16 protein-coding genes and 4 tRNA genes are annotated in these 15,434 nt (G+C 59.0%); 13 read left to right on the forward strand and 7 right to left on the reverse strand.

Going from position 1 to position 15,434, the window contains the following annotated elements; translation table 11 throughout:
• The first annotated feature begins 69 nt into the window (after window positions 1–69).
• From EJD88_RS17725 to EJD88_RS17755, 7 genes are all read left to right on the forward strand, one after another.
• A complete protein-coding gene (locus tag EJD88_RS17725) occupies window positions 70–627 on the forward strand; it encodes a CvpA family protein (RefSeq protein WP_003192538.1) in 558 nt (185 codons plus the stop codon).
• Window positions 628–668: 41 nt separating this feature from the next.
• Window positions 669–2,174, forward strand: a complete 1,506-nt coding sequence (purF, locus tag EJD88_RS17730) for an amidophosphoribosyltransferase (protein WP_099583999.1) — start codon at window positions 669–671, stop codon at window positions 2,172–2,174.
• Between the two features lie 65 nt (window positions 2,175–2,239).
• Window positions 2,240–3,451, forward strand: coding sequence for an O-succinylhomoserine sulfhydrylase (locus tag EJD88_RS17735; protein ID WP_099583998.1), 1,212 nt, complete (start codon window positions 2,240–2,242; stop codon window positions 3,449–3,451).
• Between the two features lie 11 nt (window positions 3,452–3,462).
• Window positions 3,463–4,227: an SDR family oxidoreductase gene (locus EJD88_RS17740; protein ID WP_099583997.1), complete on the forward strand. Its 765-nt coding sequence runs from the start codon at window positions 3,463–3,465 to the stop codon at window positions 4,225–4,227.
• 100 nt (window positions 4,228–4,327) lie between these two features.
• Window positions 4,328–4,403, forward strand: a tRNA-Val gene (locus EJD88_RS17745).
• Between the two features lie 55 nt (window positions 4,404–4,458).
• Window positions 4,459–4,535: transfer RNA gene (locus EJD88_RS17750), tRNA-Asp, on the forward strand.
• A 106-nt stretch (window positions 4,536–4,641) separates the two neighbouring features.
• Window positions 4,642–4,718, forward strand: a tRNA-Asp gene (locus EJD88_RS17755).
• 157 nt (window positions 4,719–4,875) lie between these two features.
• Here the strand turns inward: EJD88_RS17755 and EJD88_RS17760 are convergent.
• Window positions 4,876–6,159, reverse strand: coding sequence for an FAD-binding oxidoreductase (locus EJD88_RS17760; protein WP_158878617.1), 1,284 nt, complete (start codon window positions 6,157–6,159; stop codon window positions 4,876–4,878).
• A gap of 184 nt (window positions 6,160–6,343) precedes the next feature.
• Here EJD88_RS17760 and EJD88_RS17765 point away from each other — a divergent pair.
• From EJD88_RS17765 to EJD88_RS17775, 3 genes are all read left to right on the forward strand, one after another.
• A tRNA-Val gene (locus EJD88_RS17765) sits at window positions 6,344–6,420 on the forward strand.
• A 230-nt stretch (window positions 6,421–6,650) separates the two neighbouring features.
• Window positions 6,651–7,085 (forward strand): hypothetical protein, encoded by a 435-nt coding sequence (locus EJD88_RS17770; protein ID WP_158878618.1) that lies wholly within the window; start codon window positions 6,651–6,653, stop codon window positions 7,083–7,085.
• A gap of 224 nt (window positions 7,086–7,309) precedes the next feature.
• The gene (locus tag EJD88_RS17775; RefSeq protein WP_158878619.1) at window positions 7,310–7,756 is read left to right on the forward strand and encodes an anti-virulence regulator CigR family protein; all 447 of its coding nucleotides are present in this window, start codon (window positions 7,310–7,312) and stop codon (window positions 7,754–7,756) included.
• Here EJD88_RS17775 and EJD88_RS17780 read toward each other — a convergent pair.
• Complete coding sequence (locus EJD88_RS17780) at window positions 7,737–9,152, reverse strand: heavy metal sensor histidine kinase (protein ID WP_158878620.1); 1,416 nt, start codon at window positions 9,150–9,152, stop codon at window positions 7,737–7,739. The two genes, EJD88_RS17775 and EJD88_RS17780, sit on opposite strands and share 20 nt — an antisense overlap.
• Window positions 9,149–9,820 carry a heavy metal response regulator transcription factor gene (locus EJD88_RS17785; protein ID WP_158878621.1) on the reverse strand — a complete coding sequence of 224 codons (672 nt, stop codon included), beginning with the start codon at window positions 9,818–9,820 and terminating at the stop codon, window positions 9,149–9,151. Before EJD88_RS17785 ends, EJD88_RS17780 begins: the two co-directional genes overlap by 4 nt.
• Window positions 9,821–10,055: 235 nt before the next feature.
• Between EJD88_RS17785 and EJD88_RS17790 the strand changes: the two genes are divergently transcribed.
• Window positions 10,056–10,733 carry an HAD-IA family hydrolase gene (locus tag EJD88_RS17790; RefSeq protein ID WP_158878622.1) on the forward strand — a complete coding sequence of 226 codons (678 nt, stop codon included), beginning with the start codon at window positions 10,056–10,058 and terminating at the stop codon, window positions 10,731–10,733.
• Window positions 10,734–10,828: 95 nt separating this feature from the next.
• Here EJD88_RS17790 and csrA read toward each other — a convergent pair whose 3' ends face one another.
• Window positions 10,829–11,023, reverse strand: coding sequence for a carbon storage regulator CsrA (gene csrA, locus EJD88_RS17795; RefSeq protein WP_003192511.1), 195 nt, complete (start codon window positions 11,021–11,023; stop codon window positions 10,829–10,831).
• Between the two features lie 246 nt (window positions 11,024–11,269).
• Between csrA and EJD88_RS17800 the strand changes: the two genes are divergently transcribed.
• On the forward strand, window positions 11,270–11,650 hold the full coding sequence (locus EJD88_RS17800; RefSeq protein ID WP_099586454.1) for an SPOR domain-containing protein: 381 nt from the start codon (window positions 11,270–11,272) through the stop codon (window positions 11,648–11,650).
• Window positions 11,651–11,681: 31 nt separating this feature from the next.
• On the opposite strand, the gene EJD88_RS17805 is transcribed toward EJD88_RS17800, so the two are convergent.
• The 3 genes from EJD88_RS17805 to EJD88_RS17815 all read right to left on the reverse strand — a co-directional run bounded on the left by EJD88_RS17805 (window position 11,682) and on the right by EJD88_RS17815 (window position 13,900).
• On the reverse strand, window positions 11,682–12,371 hold the full coding sequence (locus tag EJD88_RS17805) for an endonuclease (protein WP_112196239.1): 690 nt from the start codon (window positions 12,369–12,371) through the stop codon (window positions 11,682–11,684).
• Between the two features lie 4 nt (window positions 12,372–12,375).
• Window positions 12,376–12,627, reverse strand: coding sequence for a DUF1654 domain-containing protein (locus tag EJD88_RS17810; RefSeq protein ID WP_099586504.1), 252 nt, complete (start codon window positions 12,625–12,627; stop codon window positions 12,376–12,378).
• Window positions 12,628–12,811: 184 nt separating this feature from the next.
• Window positions 12,812–13,900, reverse strand: a complete 1,089-nt coding sequence (locus tag EJD88_RS17815) for an asparaginase (RefSeq protein WP_112196238.1) — start codon at window positions 13,898–13,900, stop codon at window positions 12,812–12,814.
• Between the two features lie 553 nt (window positions 13,901–14,453).
• Between EJD88_RS17815 and EJD88_RS17820 the strand changes: the two genes are divergently transcribed.
• A complete protein-coding gene (locus EJD88_RS17820) occupies window positions 14,454–15,410 on the forward strand; it encodes a sugar ABC transporter substrate-binding protein (RefSeq protein ID WP_158878623.1) in 957 nt (318 codons plus the stop codon).
• Window positions 15,411–15,434: the final 24 nt, after the last annotated feature.

Below are 15,434 nucleotides of genomic sequence, written 5' to 3' on the forward strand. Positions count from 1 at the left end.
CAATCACCGCTTACCGATAGCCCGGCGCTCTGCTAAAATGCGCCGCCTCATCCGTCCGTAGGCTCAAACGTGCCATTTACCTGGGTTGACTGGGCGATTGTTGCAATCGTCGCCATCTCCGCTTTGATCAGTCTAAGCCGCGGCTTCGTTAAAGAAGCACTGTCGTTGCTGACGTGGATCATCGCAGGAGTCGTAGCCTGGATGTTCGGTGGATCACTGTCTGTCTACCTGGCCGGATACATAGAGACACCTTCGGCTCGCGTCATCGCGGGCTGCGCCATCATGTTCATCGCCACGCTGCTGGTGGGGGCAATGGTCAATTATCTTATTGGCGAATTGATACGTGTCACTGGCCTCTCCGGGACCGATCGATTTCTCGGCATGGCCTTCGGCGCCGCGCGTGGCGCGTTGCTGGTGGTCGTGGCGGTCGGGCTGTTGAGCCTGGGGCCGGTACAGCAGGATTCGTGGTGGCAGGAGTCGGTACTCGTGCCAAAATTTCTATTGGTTGCAGATTGGTCCAAGAACCTCATATTGGGGTGGAGCAGTCAGTGGCTGGCCAGCGGAATCAGCGTACCCGCTGATCTTCCGTTCAAGGAACACCTCTTGCCGGCCAAAACGCCGCAGTAAGCTGTGTTCAGTCAAGATTCATTAAGTAGGGGTTGCGTCGCATGTGTGGCATCGTCGGTATCGTCGGTAAGTCGAACGTCAATCAGGCGCTGTATGACGCGCTAACCGTCCTCCAGCACCGCGGCCAGGATGCTGCCGGTATTGTGACCAGCCACGACGGCCGGTTATTCCTGCGCAAGGACAATGGGCTCGTGCGTGACGTGTTCCATCAGCGTCACATGCAGCGTCTGGTCGGGCACATGGGCATTGGCCATGTGCGTTATCCGACTGCCGGTAGCTCGACTTCGGCCGAAGCTCAGCCGTTTTACGTCAACTCGCCTTACGGCATCACCCTGGCGCACAACGGCAACCTGACCAACGTTGAGCAACTGGCCAAGGAGATTTACGAATCTGACCTGCGCCACGTCAACACCAGCTCCGATTCGGAAGTGCTGCTTAACGTGTTCGCCCACGAGCTGGCACAGCGTGGCAAGCTGCAGCCGACCGAAGAAGACGTCTTCGCCGCCGTGATCGACGTGCACAACCGCTGCGTCGGTGGTTATGCCGTGGTTGCGATGATTACCGGCTATGGCATCGTCGGCTTCCGTGACCCGCACGGCATCCGCCCGATTGTGTTCGGCCAGCGTCACACCGACGAAGGCGTCGAGTACATGATCGCGTCCGAAAGTGTGTCCCTGGACGTGCTGGGCTTCACCCTGATCCGCGACCTCGCGCCGGGCGAAGCGGTGTACATCACTGAAGACGGCAAGCTGCACACCCGTCAGTGCGCCGTGGCGCCGAAGCTCACCCCGTGCATCTTCGAACACGTCTACCTGGCGCGTCCGGATTCGATCATCGACGGCGTTTCGGTCTACAAGGCGCGTCTGCGCATGGGCGAGAAGCTGGCCGACAAGATCTTGCGCGAGCGTCCTGAGCACGACATCGACGTGGTGATCCCGATCCCGGACACCAGCCGTACCGCTGCGCTGGAACTGGCCAACCACCTGGGCGTCAAGTTTCGCGAAGGCTTCGTGAAGAACCGCTACATCGGCCGTACCTTCATCATGCCGGGCCAGGCTGCACGCAAGAAGTCGGTGCGCCAGAAGCTCAACGCCATCGAGCTGGAGTTCCGCGGCAAGAACGTGATGCTGGTGGATGACTCCATCGTACGTGGCACCACCTGCAAGCAGATCATCCAGATGGCCCGCGAAGCCGGTGCGAAGAACGTGTACTTCTGTTCCGCAGCGCCCGCCGTGCGTTACCCGAACGTGTACGGTATCGACATGCCGAGCGCCCACGAACTGATCGCCCACAACCGTACTACCCAGGACGTGGCTGACCTGATCGGCGCCGACTGGCTGATCTATCAGGACCTGCCGGATCTGATCGAAGCGGTCGGCGGTGGCAAGATAAAGATCGCTGAGTTCGACTGCGCCGTGTTCGACGGCAAGTACGTGACCGGTGACGTCGACGAGGCCTACCTGAACAAGATCGAGCAGGCGCGTAATGACTCGTCGAAGATCAAGACCCAGGCGGTCAGCGCGATCATCGATCTGTACAACAACTGAGTAAACACCGGCCCTGAGGGGCCGGTTTTGTATCTTAAATAAAGAATTGAGTAAGGAGTGGCAGCATGAGTCAGGAATGGGATGCCGGTCGGTTGGACAGCGACCTCGATGGCGTAGCTTTCGATACCCTGGCTGTGCGTGCCGGCCAGCACCGCACTCCGGAAGGTGAGCACGGTGATCCGATGTTCTTCACTTCCAGCTATGTGTTCCGTACCGCGGCCGACGCCGCTGCGCGCTTTGCTGGTGAAGTGCCGGGCAACGTGTATTCGCGCTACACCAATCCAACCGTGCGCGCGTTCGAAGAGCGCATCGCGGCCCTGGAAGGCGCTGAGCAAGCTGTGGCCACGGCCACCGGCATGGCGGCGATCCTGGCGGTGGTGATGAGCCTGTGCAGCGCTGGCGACCACGTGCTGGTGTCCCGTAGCGTGTTTGGTTCGACCATCAGCCTGTTCGAGAAGTACTTCAAGCGCTTCGGTATCGAAGTGGACTACGTGCCTCTGGCGGATCTGTCCGGCTGGGACGCAGCAATCAAGGCCAACACCAAATTGCTGTTCGTCGAGTCGCCATCCAACCCGCTGGCCGAACTGGTGGATATCGCCGCGCTGTCCGAAGTGGCTCACGCCAAGGGCGCGATGCTGGTTGTCGACAATTGCTTCTGTACGCCGGCGTTGCAGCAGCCGCTGAAGCTGGGTGCCGATATCGTTGTGCACTCGGCCACCAAGTTCATCGATGGTCAAGGCCGTTGCATGGGCGGCGTGGTTGCCGGTCGCGGCGAGCAGATGAAGGAAGTAGTGGGCTTCTTGCGCACTGCCGGCCCGACGTTGAGCCCGTTCAACGCCTGGATCTTCCTCAAGGGCCTGGAAACCCTCAGCCTGCGCATGAAGGCTCATTGCGCCAACGCCCAGGCCCTGGCCGAGTGGCTGGAGCAGCAGGACGGTATCGAGAAAGTGCACTACGCCGGCCTGAAGAGCCATCCGCAGCACGAATTGGCCCAGCGCCAGCAGCGTGGTTTCGGTGCCGTGGTGAGCTTTGAGGTGAAGGGCGGCAAAGAGGGTGCCTGGCGCTTTATCGATGCGACGCGCTTGATCTCCATCACCGCCAACCTGGGTGACAGCAAGACCACCATCACGCACCCGAGCACCACCTCCCACGGGCGCCTGGCGCCGCAGGAGCGTGAAGCGGCCGGTATCCGCGACAGCCTGATCCGCATCGCGGTCGGTCTGGAAGATGTCGCCGACTTGCAGGCAGACCTGGCCCGCGGGCTGGCTGCCTTGTGATCGAGTGGTCCATGGAGGCTGCAGCGGCCACTAACGGCCGCGTCGCGCTCGTCACAGGGGCTGCGCGGGGCATTGGTCTTGGGATTGCCGCGTGGCTGATCAGTGAAGGCTGGCAAGTGGTGTTGACCGACCTGGACCGCGAGCGCGGCTCCAAGGTGTCCAAGGTGCTGGGCGAGAACGCCTGGTTTATCAGCATGGACGTGGCCGACGAGAAGCAGGTCGCTCAGGGCGTTGCTGAAGTGCTCGGACAATTCGGCCGCCTGGACGCGTTGGTGTGTAACGCGGCGGTGGCTGACCCGCGCAATATCACCCTGGAAAGCCTCGACCTGGCTTACTGGAATCGCGTGCTGGCGGTGAATCTCAGCGGGCCGATGTTGCTGGCCAAGCACTGTGCGCCGTACCTGCGCGCTCACGGCGGGGCCATCGTCAACCTGGCGTCGACTCGGGCTCGTCAATCTGAACCCGATACCGAGGCTTACGCGGCGAGCAAGGGCGGCTTGTTGGCCCTGACTCATGCCTTGGCCATGAGCCTGGGGCCGGAGGTGCGGGTGAACGCGGTCAGCCCTGGCTGGATCGACGCTCGTGATCCTGCGGCGCGGCGTGCCGAGCCGTTGACTGATGCCGATCATGCCCAGCATCCGGCGGGCAGGGTGGGTACGGTCGAGGATGTTGCGGCAATGGTGGCGTGGCTGCTGTCGCGCCAGGCCGGGTTTGTCACCGGGCAAGAGTTCGTGGTGGACGGCGGCATGAGCAAGAAGATGATCTACAGCGAGTAGTGCAGTCTTGAAGCAATTTTGTCTTTTTCAGAAAAACTTCAAGCAGGCTATTGACTTAGGTCCGCTACCTGCGTAAATTTCGCGGCCTCAACGAAGCAAAGGGTGATTAGCTCAGCTGGGAGAGCATCTGCCTTACAAGCAGAGGGTCGGCGGTTCGATCCCGTCATCACCCACCACTTCTTGAGAGTTTTACCTTCGGGTAAGACGCAACGTTAAAGGTTGCACCGACGCGCAGCGGTAGTTCAGTCGGTTAGAATACCGGCCTGTCACGCCGGGGGTCGCGGGTTCGAGTCCCGTCCGCTGCGCCATATTTTCCAGGTCTGACTTGTCGGGCTTGAGATTGAACAGCCAAGGCTGATTGATCAGATGTTTAAAAGACGGTTGAGGTGTTTTGCTCAACTGGTCAAGCGATACGCAGCGGTAGTTCAGTCGGTTAGAATACCGGCCTGTCACGCCGGGGGTCGCGGGTTCGAGTCCCGTCCGCTGCGCCATATCTGCCTCAAGGCCCACTGAACGCCTTGGAGCACAAAGCAAGCCTCTGGCTACTTTGATCCGATAGCAAAGACCCTGGTCGAAAGACCGGGGTTTTTTGTGTCTGCGATTTGATGGCGTGTTGCAAGAGCCGGCGCGCCGGCTCCCGTGGCATTGTCAGAATCCCAGTTTGTCCCGCAAGCCGTAGTACCAGGCGCCCAGCGCCGCAAACGGCGTGCGCAACAGTTGCCCGCCCGGGAACGGGTAGTGCGGCAGGTCGGCAAACGCATCAAAACGCTCTGCCTGGCCTCTCAGTGCCTCAGCCAGTACTTTGCCTGCCAGATGGGTGTACGTCACGCCATGGCCGCTGCAGCCCTGTGAGTAGTAGATGTTGTCGCCCAGGCGCCCCACCTGGGGCAGGCGCGACAGGGTCAGCAGGAAATTGCCGGTCCAGGCGTAGTCGATCTTCACATCCTTGAGCTGAGGGAACGCCTTGAGCATCTTCGGGCGGATGATCGCCTCGATATTTGCCGGGTCGCGCGCGCCATAAACCACGCCGCCGCCGAAGATCAGGCGCTTGTCGCTTGTCAGGCGGTAGTAGTCGAGCAGGTAGTTGCAGTCTTCCACACAGTAATCCTGCGGGAGGAGGGTCTTGGCCAGCTCATCTCCCAGCGGCGCCGTGGTGATGACTTGCGTACCGCAGGGCATCGACTTGGCGGCCAGCTCCGGCACCAAATTGCCTAGATAGGCATTGCCCGCGACGATGATGAACTTGGCCCTCACCTTGCCCTGGGCTGTATGCACTACCGGGTTGGCGCCGCGCTCGATACGCACTGCCGCCGATTGCTCATAGATTGTGCCGCCAAGGGATTCCACGGCCGCTGCTTCGCCGAGTGCCAGGTTGAGCGGGTGGATGTGACCGCCACTCATGTCCAGCAGGCCGCCCGCATAGTTGTCGCAGGCAACCACCTCGCGGATGCGGCGCTCGTCCAGCAACTCCAGTTGAGTGTGGCCATAGCGTTCCCACAGGCGCTTCTGTGACTCCAGATGGCCCATGTGTTTGCTGTTGAGTGCTGCGAACACACCGCCGTCCTTTAAATCACACTGGATCTGGTAATTGGCGACCCGCTCGCGAATGATCCTGCCACCTTCGAACGCCATCTGCCCCAGTAACTGTGCCTGTTGAGGGCCGACGCTGCGCTCGATCACATCGATATCGCGGCTGTAGCTGTTGACGATTTGCCCGCCATTACGGCCCGACGCACCAAAGCCCACCTTGGCGGCTTCCAGCACCGTCACGCGAAAGCCGTTTTCCAGCAGAAACAGCGCACTGGAGAGGCCGGTATAGCCGGCACCAATTACACACACGTCGGTTTCGACGTCACCCTGCAGCATCGGGCGCGGCGGAACGGCATTCGCGGAAGCGGCGTAATACGACTGGGGGTAGGGGGTGTTCGCCATCCTGGAACCTCTGTTTTATATTTTTTACGAGTGCGCCGATCCTACCTGAGTTGAAAATTGCCTGCCAGCCACCCGAAAAATGCCGGTATGTCGGTCGCAAATAAAAAATTCGCATATTCATAGGGTTAGCTGCAAAAAAGATGTTGACACCCCTCCACAATTCCGTAGAATGCCGCCTCACAGCAGGCACGTAGCTCAGTTGGTTAGAGCACCACCTTGACATGGTGGGGGTCGTTGGTTCGAGTCCAATCGCGCCTACCAAACAAAATCCGCTCTGCTGGGCGGTCTAGAAGGGCTCACCGAAAGGTGGGCCCTTTTTTGTTGTCTGCGATTTGCAAAACGTTTGTAAAACCTCCAGCTCAGTACGGCAATTCTGCGCTTACTCCATGTTGGCTCTTTTCGGCGGTTGCGACTAAGCATCAAGGGCTGTCTAAAGTATTTGAATGCCAGGCCGATAAAGGGCGCAAACCTCCAACACTCGGACATTTGGCATGCTTATCAACATTAGCACTACCGCTTCCGTAGCAAGCACTCCAAGCACTGTCAGCTCGATGGATGCCGCGACCACCGAAAGCACGGCTACCGCCAGCAGCGCCACTGCTGGCGCAAGCACTGAGACTAAAAGTGCGGCGGGTGCAGGCGGCGGTAGTCAGGCGTCATCCAGTTCGACGGAGTCAGATACCGTCAAAGAGTTGAAAAAGCAGATCGAACAGTTGCAGAAGCAACTTCAAGCAGAGCAGCAAGCCTTGCAGAAAGCCCAGTCCAGCAACCAGAGCGCAGACGCCAAGGCTGCCGCTGTGGCGGCGGCTCAAACGCAAATTGCAGGCACTTCTGCCGCGTTGCAGACGGTGACTTCGGCGCTATTGCAAGCTGTCACCGCAGAGGGTGGCAGCACGTCGGGCTCGATGGTCAGCACCACCGCCTGATTGCCGCAAAGTGTGTTGAGCTGCTGTATTTATCAACGGTTCAACACACTTGCTCCCGCCCCCTTGGGCAATCGATACACCTCCACCAGCGCCAATCCCCCTCCTGCGCCTGAACCCCATGCCCTTGAACGGTCATGGTTACGAGGTTTACGGGTTCGCAACGGTGCGCGTGCTTTGGCAACTTCGACTACAGTTCAACTACGTTTCAGCCTTGGGTAATCGCCATGATCAAGTCGTCCAAGTTCGTGTCAGTCGCGCTGTCGCTGGTCCTGTTTGCCGGTGGCGGCATGGCGCTGGCGGATCCCGGCAATGGCAAGGGGCAAGGTAACAATAAAGGCAATAACCAAGGCGGCCAGGGGCATGACAAACCCAAAGGCAAAGGTGGGTCGGGCAACCATGGCCCCAGTGTCGATCGTGGAAGCGTGCTGAATGTGTTGGGTGGCTATCGCGACTACTGGCGCCCTGGGCCGGCGTTGCCCCCTGGCATCCAGAAAAACCTGGCACGGGGCAAGCCGCTGCCGCCGGGCATTGCGAAGAAACTGGATGGCCGCTTACTGGGCCACTTGCCCCGTTACGATGGGTACGAGTGGCAGCAGGCAGGCACCGACCTGATATTGGTCGCCATTGCGACGGGCATCATCTATGAAGTCCTCAATGGCGCCCTTGATTGAACTCGCGGGCCGGGAAAAACAGTTCGAAACAGGTCTCGCCTGCCTCGCTGCTGACGCTGTACCGACCGTTATGCAGCTGCATGATGGTCGCCACAATCGACAGGCCCAGGCCATTGGACTGGGCCGAACGCTCCCGTGACTCATCCACCCGGTAAAACCGTTCGAACAGCCGCGATAAATGTTCCGTCGCAATGGTTTCACCCTGATTTGTGACCTTAAGGTAGATGCCTTCGGCGTCCGCAATTGTCTGGATCACTAACTCGGACGCTGGTGCGCCGTATTTGATGGCATTGGCGCACAGGTTCGCCAGGGCACGGCGCAGCAGCATTGGTTCGGCCCAGATCACACCTTCGCCCTCGGCACGAATACTGATGTTTGCGTCGCCTGCCACGCCTTCAAAGTAATCGGCGATACGCGCCACTTCATCCGCCGCGCTCAGTTCCTGGCGCTGGCGCAGGGCGCTGGCCGGGTCGGTGCGGGCCAGGAACAGCATGTTGTCGAGCATCCGCGCCAGGCGCTCAAGCTCTTCGACATTGGAGGCCAAGAGCTGCTGATAACTTTCGATGCTGCGGTTCTGTTGCAGGGCGACCTGGGTTTCCCCCAGGAGATTGTTGATCGGCGTGCGCAGTTCGTGGGCCATGTCGGTAGACACTTGCCCCAGTTGCGCAAAGCCCTTGGCGAGGCGCTCAAGCATGGTGTTGAACGAGTCGATCATCGGCAGCAGTTCTTTCGGTACTCCCTGGCTGTCGAGGCGTTCGGCCAGGTTGCCGACGCCGACGCCTTGAGCGTGTCGAGCCAGCCGACGCAAGGGCAGCAGGCCGCGATGCACCAACAGGTAGCCGGCCAGTGCGAGGAGGATCGCGGCAACGCTCGCCAGGAGATACACGCTCAACCGGTAGCTGGCGAGCAGGGCGGTCCGCTCGGTCATCAGGCGCCCGCTGGTGACTTGCAGGCTGCCCAGGTCGCCGGAGTCGATGGACGCGGCCAGGGTGGAGAAGGGCACGCCATTCACACCGGGCAGGTGTTGCACGTCGTTCAGTGTGAGGATGTGGTCTTTGGGGACTGGCTTGATGGCTGGCAGCTCGATGTTGCCGGGGTTCACCAGCAGCAGCGGCTTTTGGCCGGGCGCGGCGATGCTCAGCACGGATTCGCGGTTGCCCAGCATGTTCTGGAACAGTTCCGGCTTGGTCCTGATCAGGTCCAGTGTGTTGCTGTCGTTGAGCAGGTTGCGCAGTTGATTCACCCGGGAAATCAATTGCACGTCGTCGCTCAGGATCAGCTCGCGCTCCAGCTCCCGGTACAGCACCACGCCGAGGGTGGCGAGCAGGGCAAAGGCGAGCAGGGCGAAGATCACGGCCAGGCGCAGGGTCAGGGAATAATGACGGCGGTGGGTCATGGCTGGGTATCGAAACGGTAGCCAATGCCCCGCACGCTGTGGATCAACTTGAGCGGGAACGGGTCGTCGATTTTCAGGCGCAGGCGCCGCACGGCCACGTCCACCACGTTGGTATCGCTGTCGAAGTTCATGTCCCACACCCGCGAGGCAATCAACGAACGCGACAGTACCTGGTCCTGGTGAGTGGCAAACAGGTGCAACAGGGCGAACTCTTTATTGGTCAGGGTGATGCGTGTACCGGCGCGTGTGACGCGGCGTTTCATTACGTCGATGTGCAGGTCAGCGATCTGCAGGTGCTCTTCTTCCCGGCTCGGGCCGCGACGGTTCAGGGTGCGCAGGCGTGCTACCAGCTCGGCGAAGGAGAAGGGCTTGATCAGGTAGTCATCGGCACCCAGTTCCAGGCCTTTGATGCGGTCGGCAATATCGTCGCGCGCCGTCAGAAAAATCACTGGAGTATCGGCGTTCTTACGCAGGCGACGCAGAACTTCCCAGCCGTCCATTTTCGGCATCATTACATCGAGCACAATCACGTCGAACGGCGTTTCCAGCGCTTGGTGCAGGCCGTCCACGCCATCCCGGGCCAGGCTGACCGAGTGGCCCAACTCCTGGAGGCCGTTGAGCAGGTAATTGCCGGCCTTGGGTTCGTCTTCGATAACGAGGATGTTCATGGGAAATGCCCTGATTCAATACTGGCGCCAGTGTAGCCGGATCAATTGTCGTTGGCGCATTGAGTCGTGCCAGTGCGTTCACGGTAACCCGCGGCCGCGTACAGCCAACCAACAGGATGATGACAAGTTTGTAATGATTGCCTCGCGGTGCTGGCATCAGCGTTTACAACTCAGGAGGTGATCCGTAGATTGCAACGGGCCGATTATTCGTTTCAGCTCACGAGGAAGCCCTGCAGTGTCTATCCGAGGTTCAGCCGTACTTGCCCGCCCTTACCACGCCTTCTTGTTCGATATGGACGGAACCCTGCTCAACTCCATCGCCGCCGCCGAGCGCGTTTGGAGCACCTGGGCTGAACGCCATCGGCTGGATGTAGCGGCCTTCCTGACCACCATTCATGGTGCGCGGGCAATTGACACGATCACGCGCCAGGCATTGCCCGGTGTCGATCCACAGGTTGAAGCGCAGTGGATTACCGAGGCGGAAATCAATGACGTGGACGGCGTTGTGGCGATTTCCGGTGCTGTCGAGTTTCTTAATAACGTGCCCGGTGATCAGTGGGCGCTGGTCACCTCTGCACCGAAGGCGTTGGCATTACGTCGGTTGAAGGCTGCGGGCATTACGCCGCCGGCGGTGCTGGTCACGGCTGAAGACGTGGCCATCGGCAAGCCGAACCCCGCCTGTTATGTGCTGGGTGCGCAACGCCTGGGTGTGTCGGTGCAGGACTGCCTGGTGTTTGAAGATGCGACGGTGGGGATTCGTGCGGGGGAGGCGGCTGGAGCGGATGTGCTGGTCGTCACGTCGACGCACCTCAAGCCCATGCTCACTGAGCATCCATCGATTGAAGGGTATGAACAGGTGCAGGTGCAACGCGGCGCTGATGGCTTGTTGTACTTGCAGAGCGCGGTGGGCTGACACTAAAAAACGGGTCGTGCCCTTAACCCAAGAACAGTTCAAAGAGGTTTTCGCCAGCCGTTACCTGAACGAAAGGGCTGGCTACTGAGGGTGCTTCAAGGCGTCTGGTTTTTGTCCGGAGCAGTCAGGCCGGCCTGGATGCGCTGGTAGATCTCCTCGCGATGCACGGCAACATCCTTGGGCGCGTTGATGCCGATTCGTACTTGCTGGCCGCTGACGCCGAGGATGGTGATCGTAATGTCATCACCGATGTTTATGCTTTCACCGACTTTGCGGGTGAGTATAAGCATGGACTTCTCCTTGATTGCTTTTAGGACACATGTTTCAAACAGGGCAGGTGTCGGATGTGTGTAGCTTACTGCTAAGCGCTTCCCTGTGACTGCCTCTTTTAGGACGCATAGAGGCGACATTAATTCCCATGGCGGCATCATACAGGTCTGGGATACATCATTCGCATTGTTTAAGCCAACGTTTATGACGGCCAGAATAGACAGTGAATGATAAAGTCGCCTCTTTATCCTTAAAGGAGCAGGGCAGTGCGTAAAGTAGCGATGGCAATTGCGGTGTTGGCGTTGGCCGGCTGCGGTGAGGGTAAACCTGTCGACGCCCCCAAGGCCAAGCCCGCCGTTACCGAAAGTCAGCCACAGACCGGCGCGATTGCTGCTCAGGAGTGGGACCTGCGAGTCGGTCCGCCTGACCACAAACTCCAGGCGATCACCGACCTGACCGCCTGGTTGCTCGAACATGGTTTCAATTTTTATATCGTGAAAGTCGACGGCAAGGACGACGTGCTGCTGGGGCCGTTTGCAACCAGGGCCGAAGCTGAGGCAAAGCAGACGCTGCTTAACGAAAAGATGGCCCGTGCCAAGAAAACCGACACGGTGTCCGAGATCATCGAGCACCAGCCCGCGCAGTAACGGGCCGCTTGGGCGGCAGAGCCGCCCCTGCTCAACCGCAGGCTTTCAGATTGACCGGGCCGACAAACTCATTGCCACGCCCCATCACGCACGCCACCGTCTGGTTACGCTGGCGTTCCCAGGTTTGTACCGGGTAGGTCTTGTTCCAGGCTTCGTACAACTGGCGATCCTGTTTCGACAAGCGCAAGCCGTATTGTTTGCTCATGTAGAAGTAGGTGCGCGCGATCATCCCGCGAATGGACGGGCGCGGCATCACCTTCTTTGCCTTGAAATCCACTTGGGTCAGGCATGAACCGTACTGCCCGTTTTGCACCGGCAGCCAGCCAAAACTGAAGTTGCTTCGGTCGCCGTTGACCTCGCCGATACTCGGTACCAAATTGTGCAGGTCTGCTTCGGCACGCTTGAACACGTCGTCATGGCGCGTGCAGTTCTTGCGCCCGCCATCCTGCCAGCACTGACGCTGGTGCCCAATCTGCCAGGCCGGAACAATGTGCTCCCACTCGATGCGTGCGGCGCGGCTGGCGTTTTTGCGTGGGATATAGCCGCAGGCTTTCAAGTCCACGCGGTTGCCGCTGTACTTGCAGCCGCAATAGAACTCGGTGGATTGCGGGGCGTAGAGTGTCCAGGCGACTTTCTTGGCTTCACTGAAGGTTCTGGGTGCCTGCGCATGAGCGGTAACGGCAAAAAGCAGGCAACACACAGCAATAAAACGGGCACTCATTCAATCAATCTTCCTTCGGCACAACCCAGAAAATCTGCACGCCACCATCATCTCGATAGGCGAGGGTGACGTTGTCGTTCTCCGCGATTTCTTCCAGTAAACGCTGCCACTCGTCTTCCGGTTCTTCCGGCAAACGGAAGAGCAAGGCTGCCTTGGCTTTTTGCGCGTTGGTGGAATTGATGATTTTTTGCACGCGAGTTGCCAGGCGTGTGTAGGCATCAGGCGGGGTGGGCGCTGCGGAAGAGGATTTTGCCACGGAATACTCCTTGGTAAGCTGTATGTGCATACAGTATTTAACTGTGGGCAATTTCGCAACTGCTTAAAATTCAAGAAGTTCGTCTGACAACGAATTAGGGAGTTAGGTGTAGGGCGGGGAGAGAGGAATAGCGAGGTTGTTGTGGCGAGGGAGTTTGCTCCCTCGCCACCTATACAGTCAGGAATCAATATTCCCAGAAGATTCGTTGCAGTTCTTTGCTGTCCTGGGTCTTGGTCATGGCAACCATCGCCAGGATCCGCGCTTTCTGCGGGTTCAGGTCGAGGGCAGCAACCCAGTCATATTTGTCGTCTGGCTGCTCGGCATTACGCAACACCATGCCGCCGGCATTCACGTGGGAAGAGCGAATGATCTGCACGCCCTGCTTGCGCAGTTCCACCAGCGCAGGCACCACTTTGGACGACACCGAACCATTGCCGGTACCGGCATGGATGATGGCTTTGGCGCCAGCCTGGGCCAGGGCTTTGTAGGCGGTGTCGCTTACGTTGCCGTAGCCGTAGGCGATTTCCACATCGGGCAGGCTTTTGATGGTCTTGATGTCGAATTCCGAATCCATGGTGTGGCGCTTGGCAGGCAAGCGGAACCAGTAGGACTTGCCTTCGACCACCATGCCCAGCGGGCCCCAAGGGCTCTTGAAGGCTTCGGTCTTGATATTGATCATCTTGCTGACGTCGCGACCCGATTGGATCTCGTCGTTCATGGTGACCAGCACGCCTTTACCGCGCGCGTCTTTGCTGCCGGCTACAGCCACGGCGTTGTACAGGTTGAGCATGCCGTCGGCCGACATGGCGGTGCCCGGACGCATGGAGCCGACCACTACGATTGGCTTGTCGGTTTTTTCTACCAGGTTCAGGAAGTAGGCCGTCTCTTCCAGGGTGTCGGTACCGTGGGTGATCACGATGCCATCCACGTCTTTGTTGTCGGCCAGTTCGGCGACCCGGCGACCCAGTTGCAGCAGGTTTTCGTTGTTGATGCTTTCGGACGCAATTTGCATCACTTGCTCGCCACGCACATTGGCGATCTGGCTAAGCTCAGGAACACCGGCGATCAATTGCTCGATACCGACTTTGGCCGCCTGGTAAGTGGCACTGTTGGCGGCGCTGGCGCCAGCGCCGGCAATGGTCCCACCAGTGGCGAGGATCACCACGTTGGCCAGCTTGGCCTTGGATTCGACTTCTTTTGCCTGAGCGGCAACGGGGAACAGCAGCAGCAGGGCTAACGCGCCCGGAACAAAATTCTTCAGTGCAGATTTCATTATTTTTCTCTCTGGTTTTTGATGAGTGCTGTAGCAGGTTCATCTAGAGCGCCCGGGCGATTCTGAATGCCACGAGGTGCTGGGTAGGAGCAGGATCTGTACCAGGCTGATTGTGTTTGCGGATATAAAATAACTTATTGATTTATAACGATTATTATTGGATGGCTGACAGGTGGGGTGATGCGGCTGTCCGGCTTTCCGAACAAGCTGCGCGATTGCGTTCGGTTGTCCGAAAATGATCACCAGAAAATCCTGGGTCGCCTGTTGAAGTCTGTTGTTTCAGAGGACGAAACGGTGGGGGAAATGTTTAATAACGTCCTTTCGCCGCACGGAAGGCCAGGAGCTAGAGGCCTTGCATGAAAGGGAGTGTTCTACCGTTGACAAATCTCGACAAGGTTCTCATAGTTCGACCAACGCAAACGTTTGCGAGATGTTTCACGGCGTACTTCAAGAGCGCTGTGAAGGCTCTTATCAGCCACCCGGGTGGGAGGGTTGCCGAAGCATTCTTCGGTGCAAGCGTTGCTCACAATAATCATAAGATCGGAGTGAACCCATGAAGCTGCCATTTGCTGGACGTCTTCTTGCTGTCGCTGTGCTTGCTGCCGCATCCGCCGCTTTACCCCTGTCCTCCGCATTCGCTGACACCGCCGCCAAACCCAAGGTTGGCCTGGTGATGAAGTCCCTCGCCAACGAATTCTTCGTCACCATGCAAGACGGTGCCAAGACGTACCAGAAAGACCACGCCGCCGATTTCGACATGATCACCAACGGCATCAAGAACGAAACCGATACCAGCGCGCAGATCGACATTGTCAATCAAATGATCCTTGCCAAGGTAAACGCCATCGTCATCGCGCCTGCTGACTCCAAGGCGCTGGTCACCGTGCTGAAAAAAGCCTCTGACGCCGGTATCAAGATCGTCAACATCGATAACCGCCTGGACCCGGGCGTGTTGAAAAGCAAAAATCTCGAGATTCCCTTCGTCGGCCCTGACAACCGCAAAGGCTCCAAACTGGTGGGCGACTACCTGGCCAAGCAACTGACGGCAGGCGACAAGGTCGGCATCATTGAAGGCGTACCGACCACCACCAACGCCCAGCAGCGCACCGCCGGCTACAAGGATGCGATGGACGCTGCCGGTATGAAGATCGTTTCCACCCAATCCGGCAACTGGGAAATTGACCAGGGCCAGAAAGTCGCCTCGGCCATGCTGAGCGAATACCCGGACCTCAAGGCCTTGTTGGCCGGTAACGACAACATGGCCCTGGGCGCCGTCTCCGCCGTACGTGCGGCAGGCAAGGCGGGCAAGGTAATGGTCGTGGGTTACGACAATATCGAAGCGATCAAGCCGATGCTGAAGGACGGCCGTGTCCTGGCGACTGCCGACCAGGCGGCTGCCCAGCAAGCAGTGTTCGGTATCCAGAATGCGCTCAAGCTGGTCAAGGGTGAGAAAGTCGATGCCAAAGACGGCGTGATCGAAACCCCGGTCGAACTCGTCTTCAAGAAGTAATCCTGGCGGTACCCAACAGCGCCC

Origin of the sequence: Pseudomonas sp. PB105 (genome assembly GCF_009764655.1) — a bacterium.
Classification (GTDB): Bacteria; Pseudomonadota; Gammaproteobacteria; order Pseudomonadales; family Pseudomonadaceae; genus Aquipseudomonas; species Aquipseudomonas cyclaminis.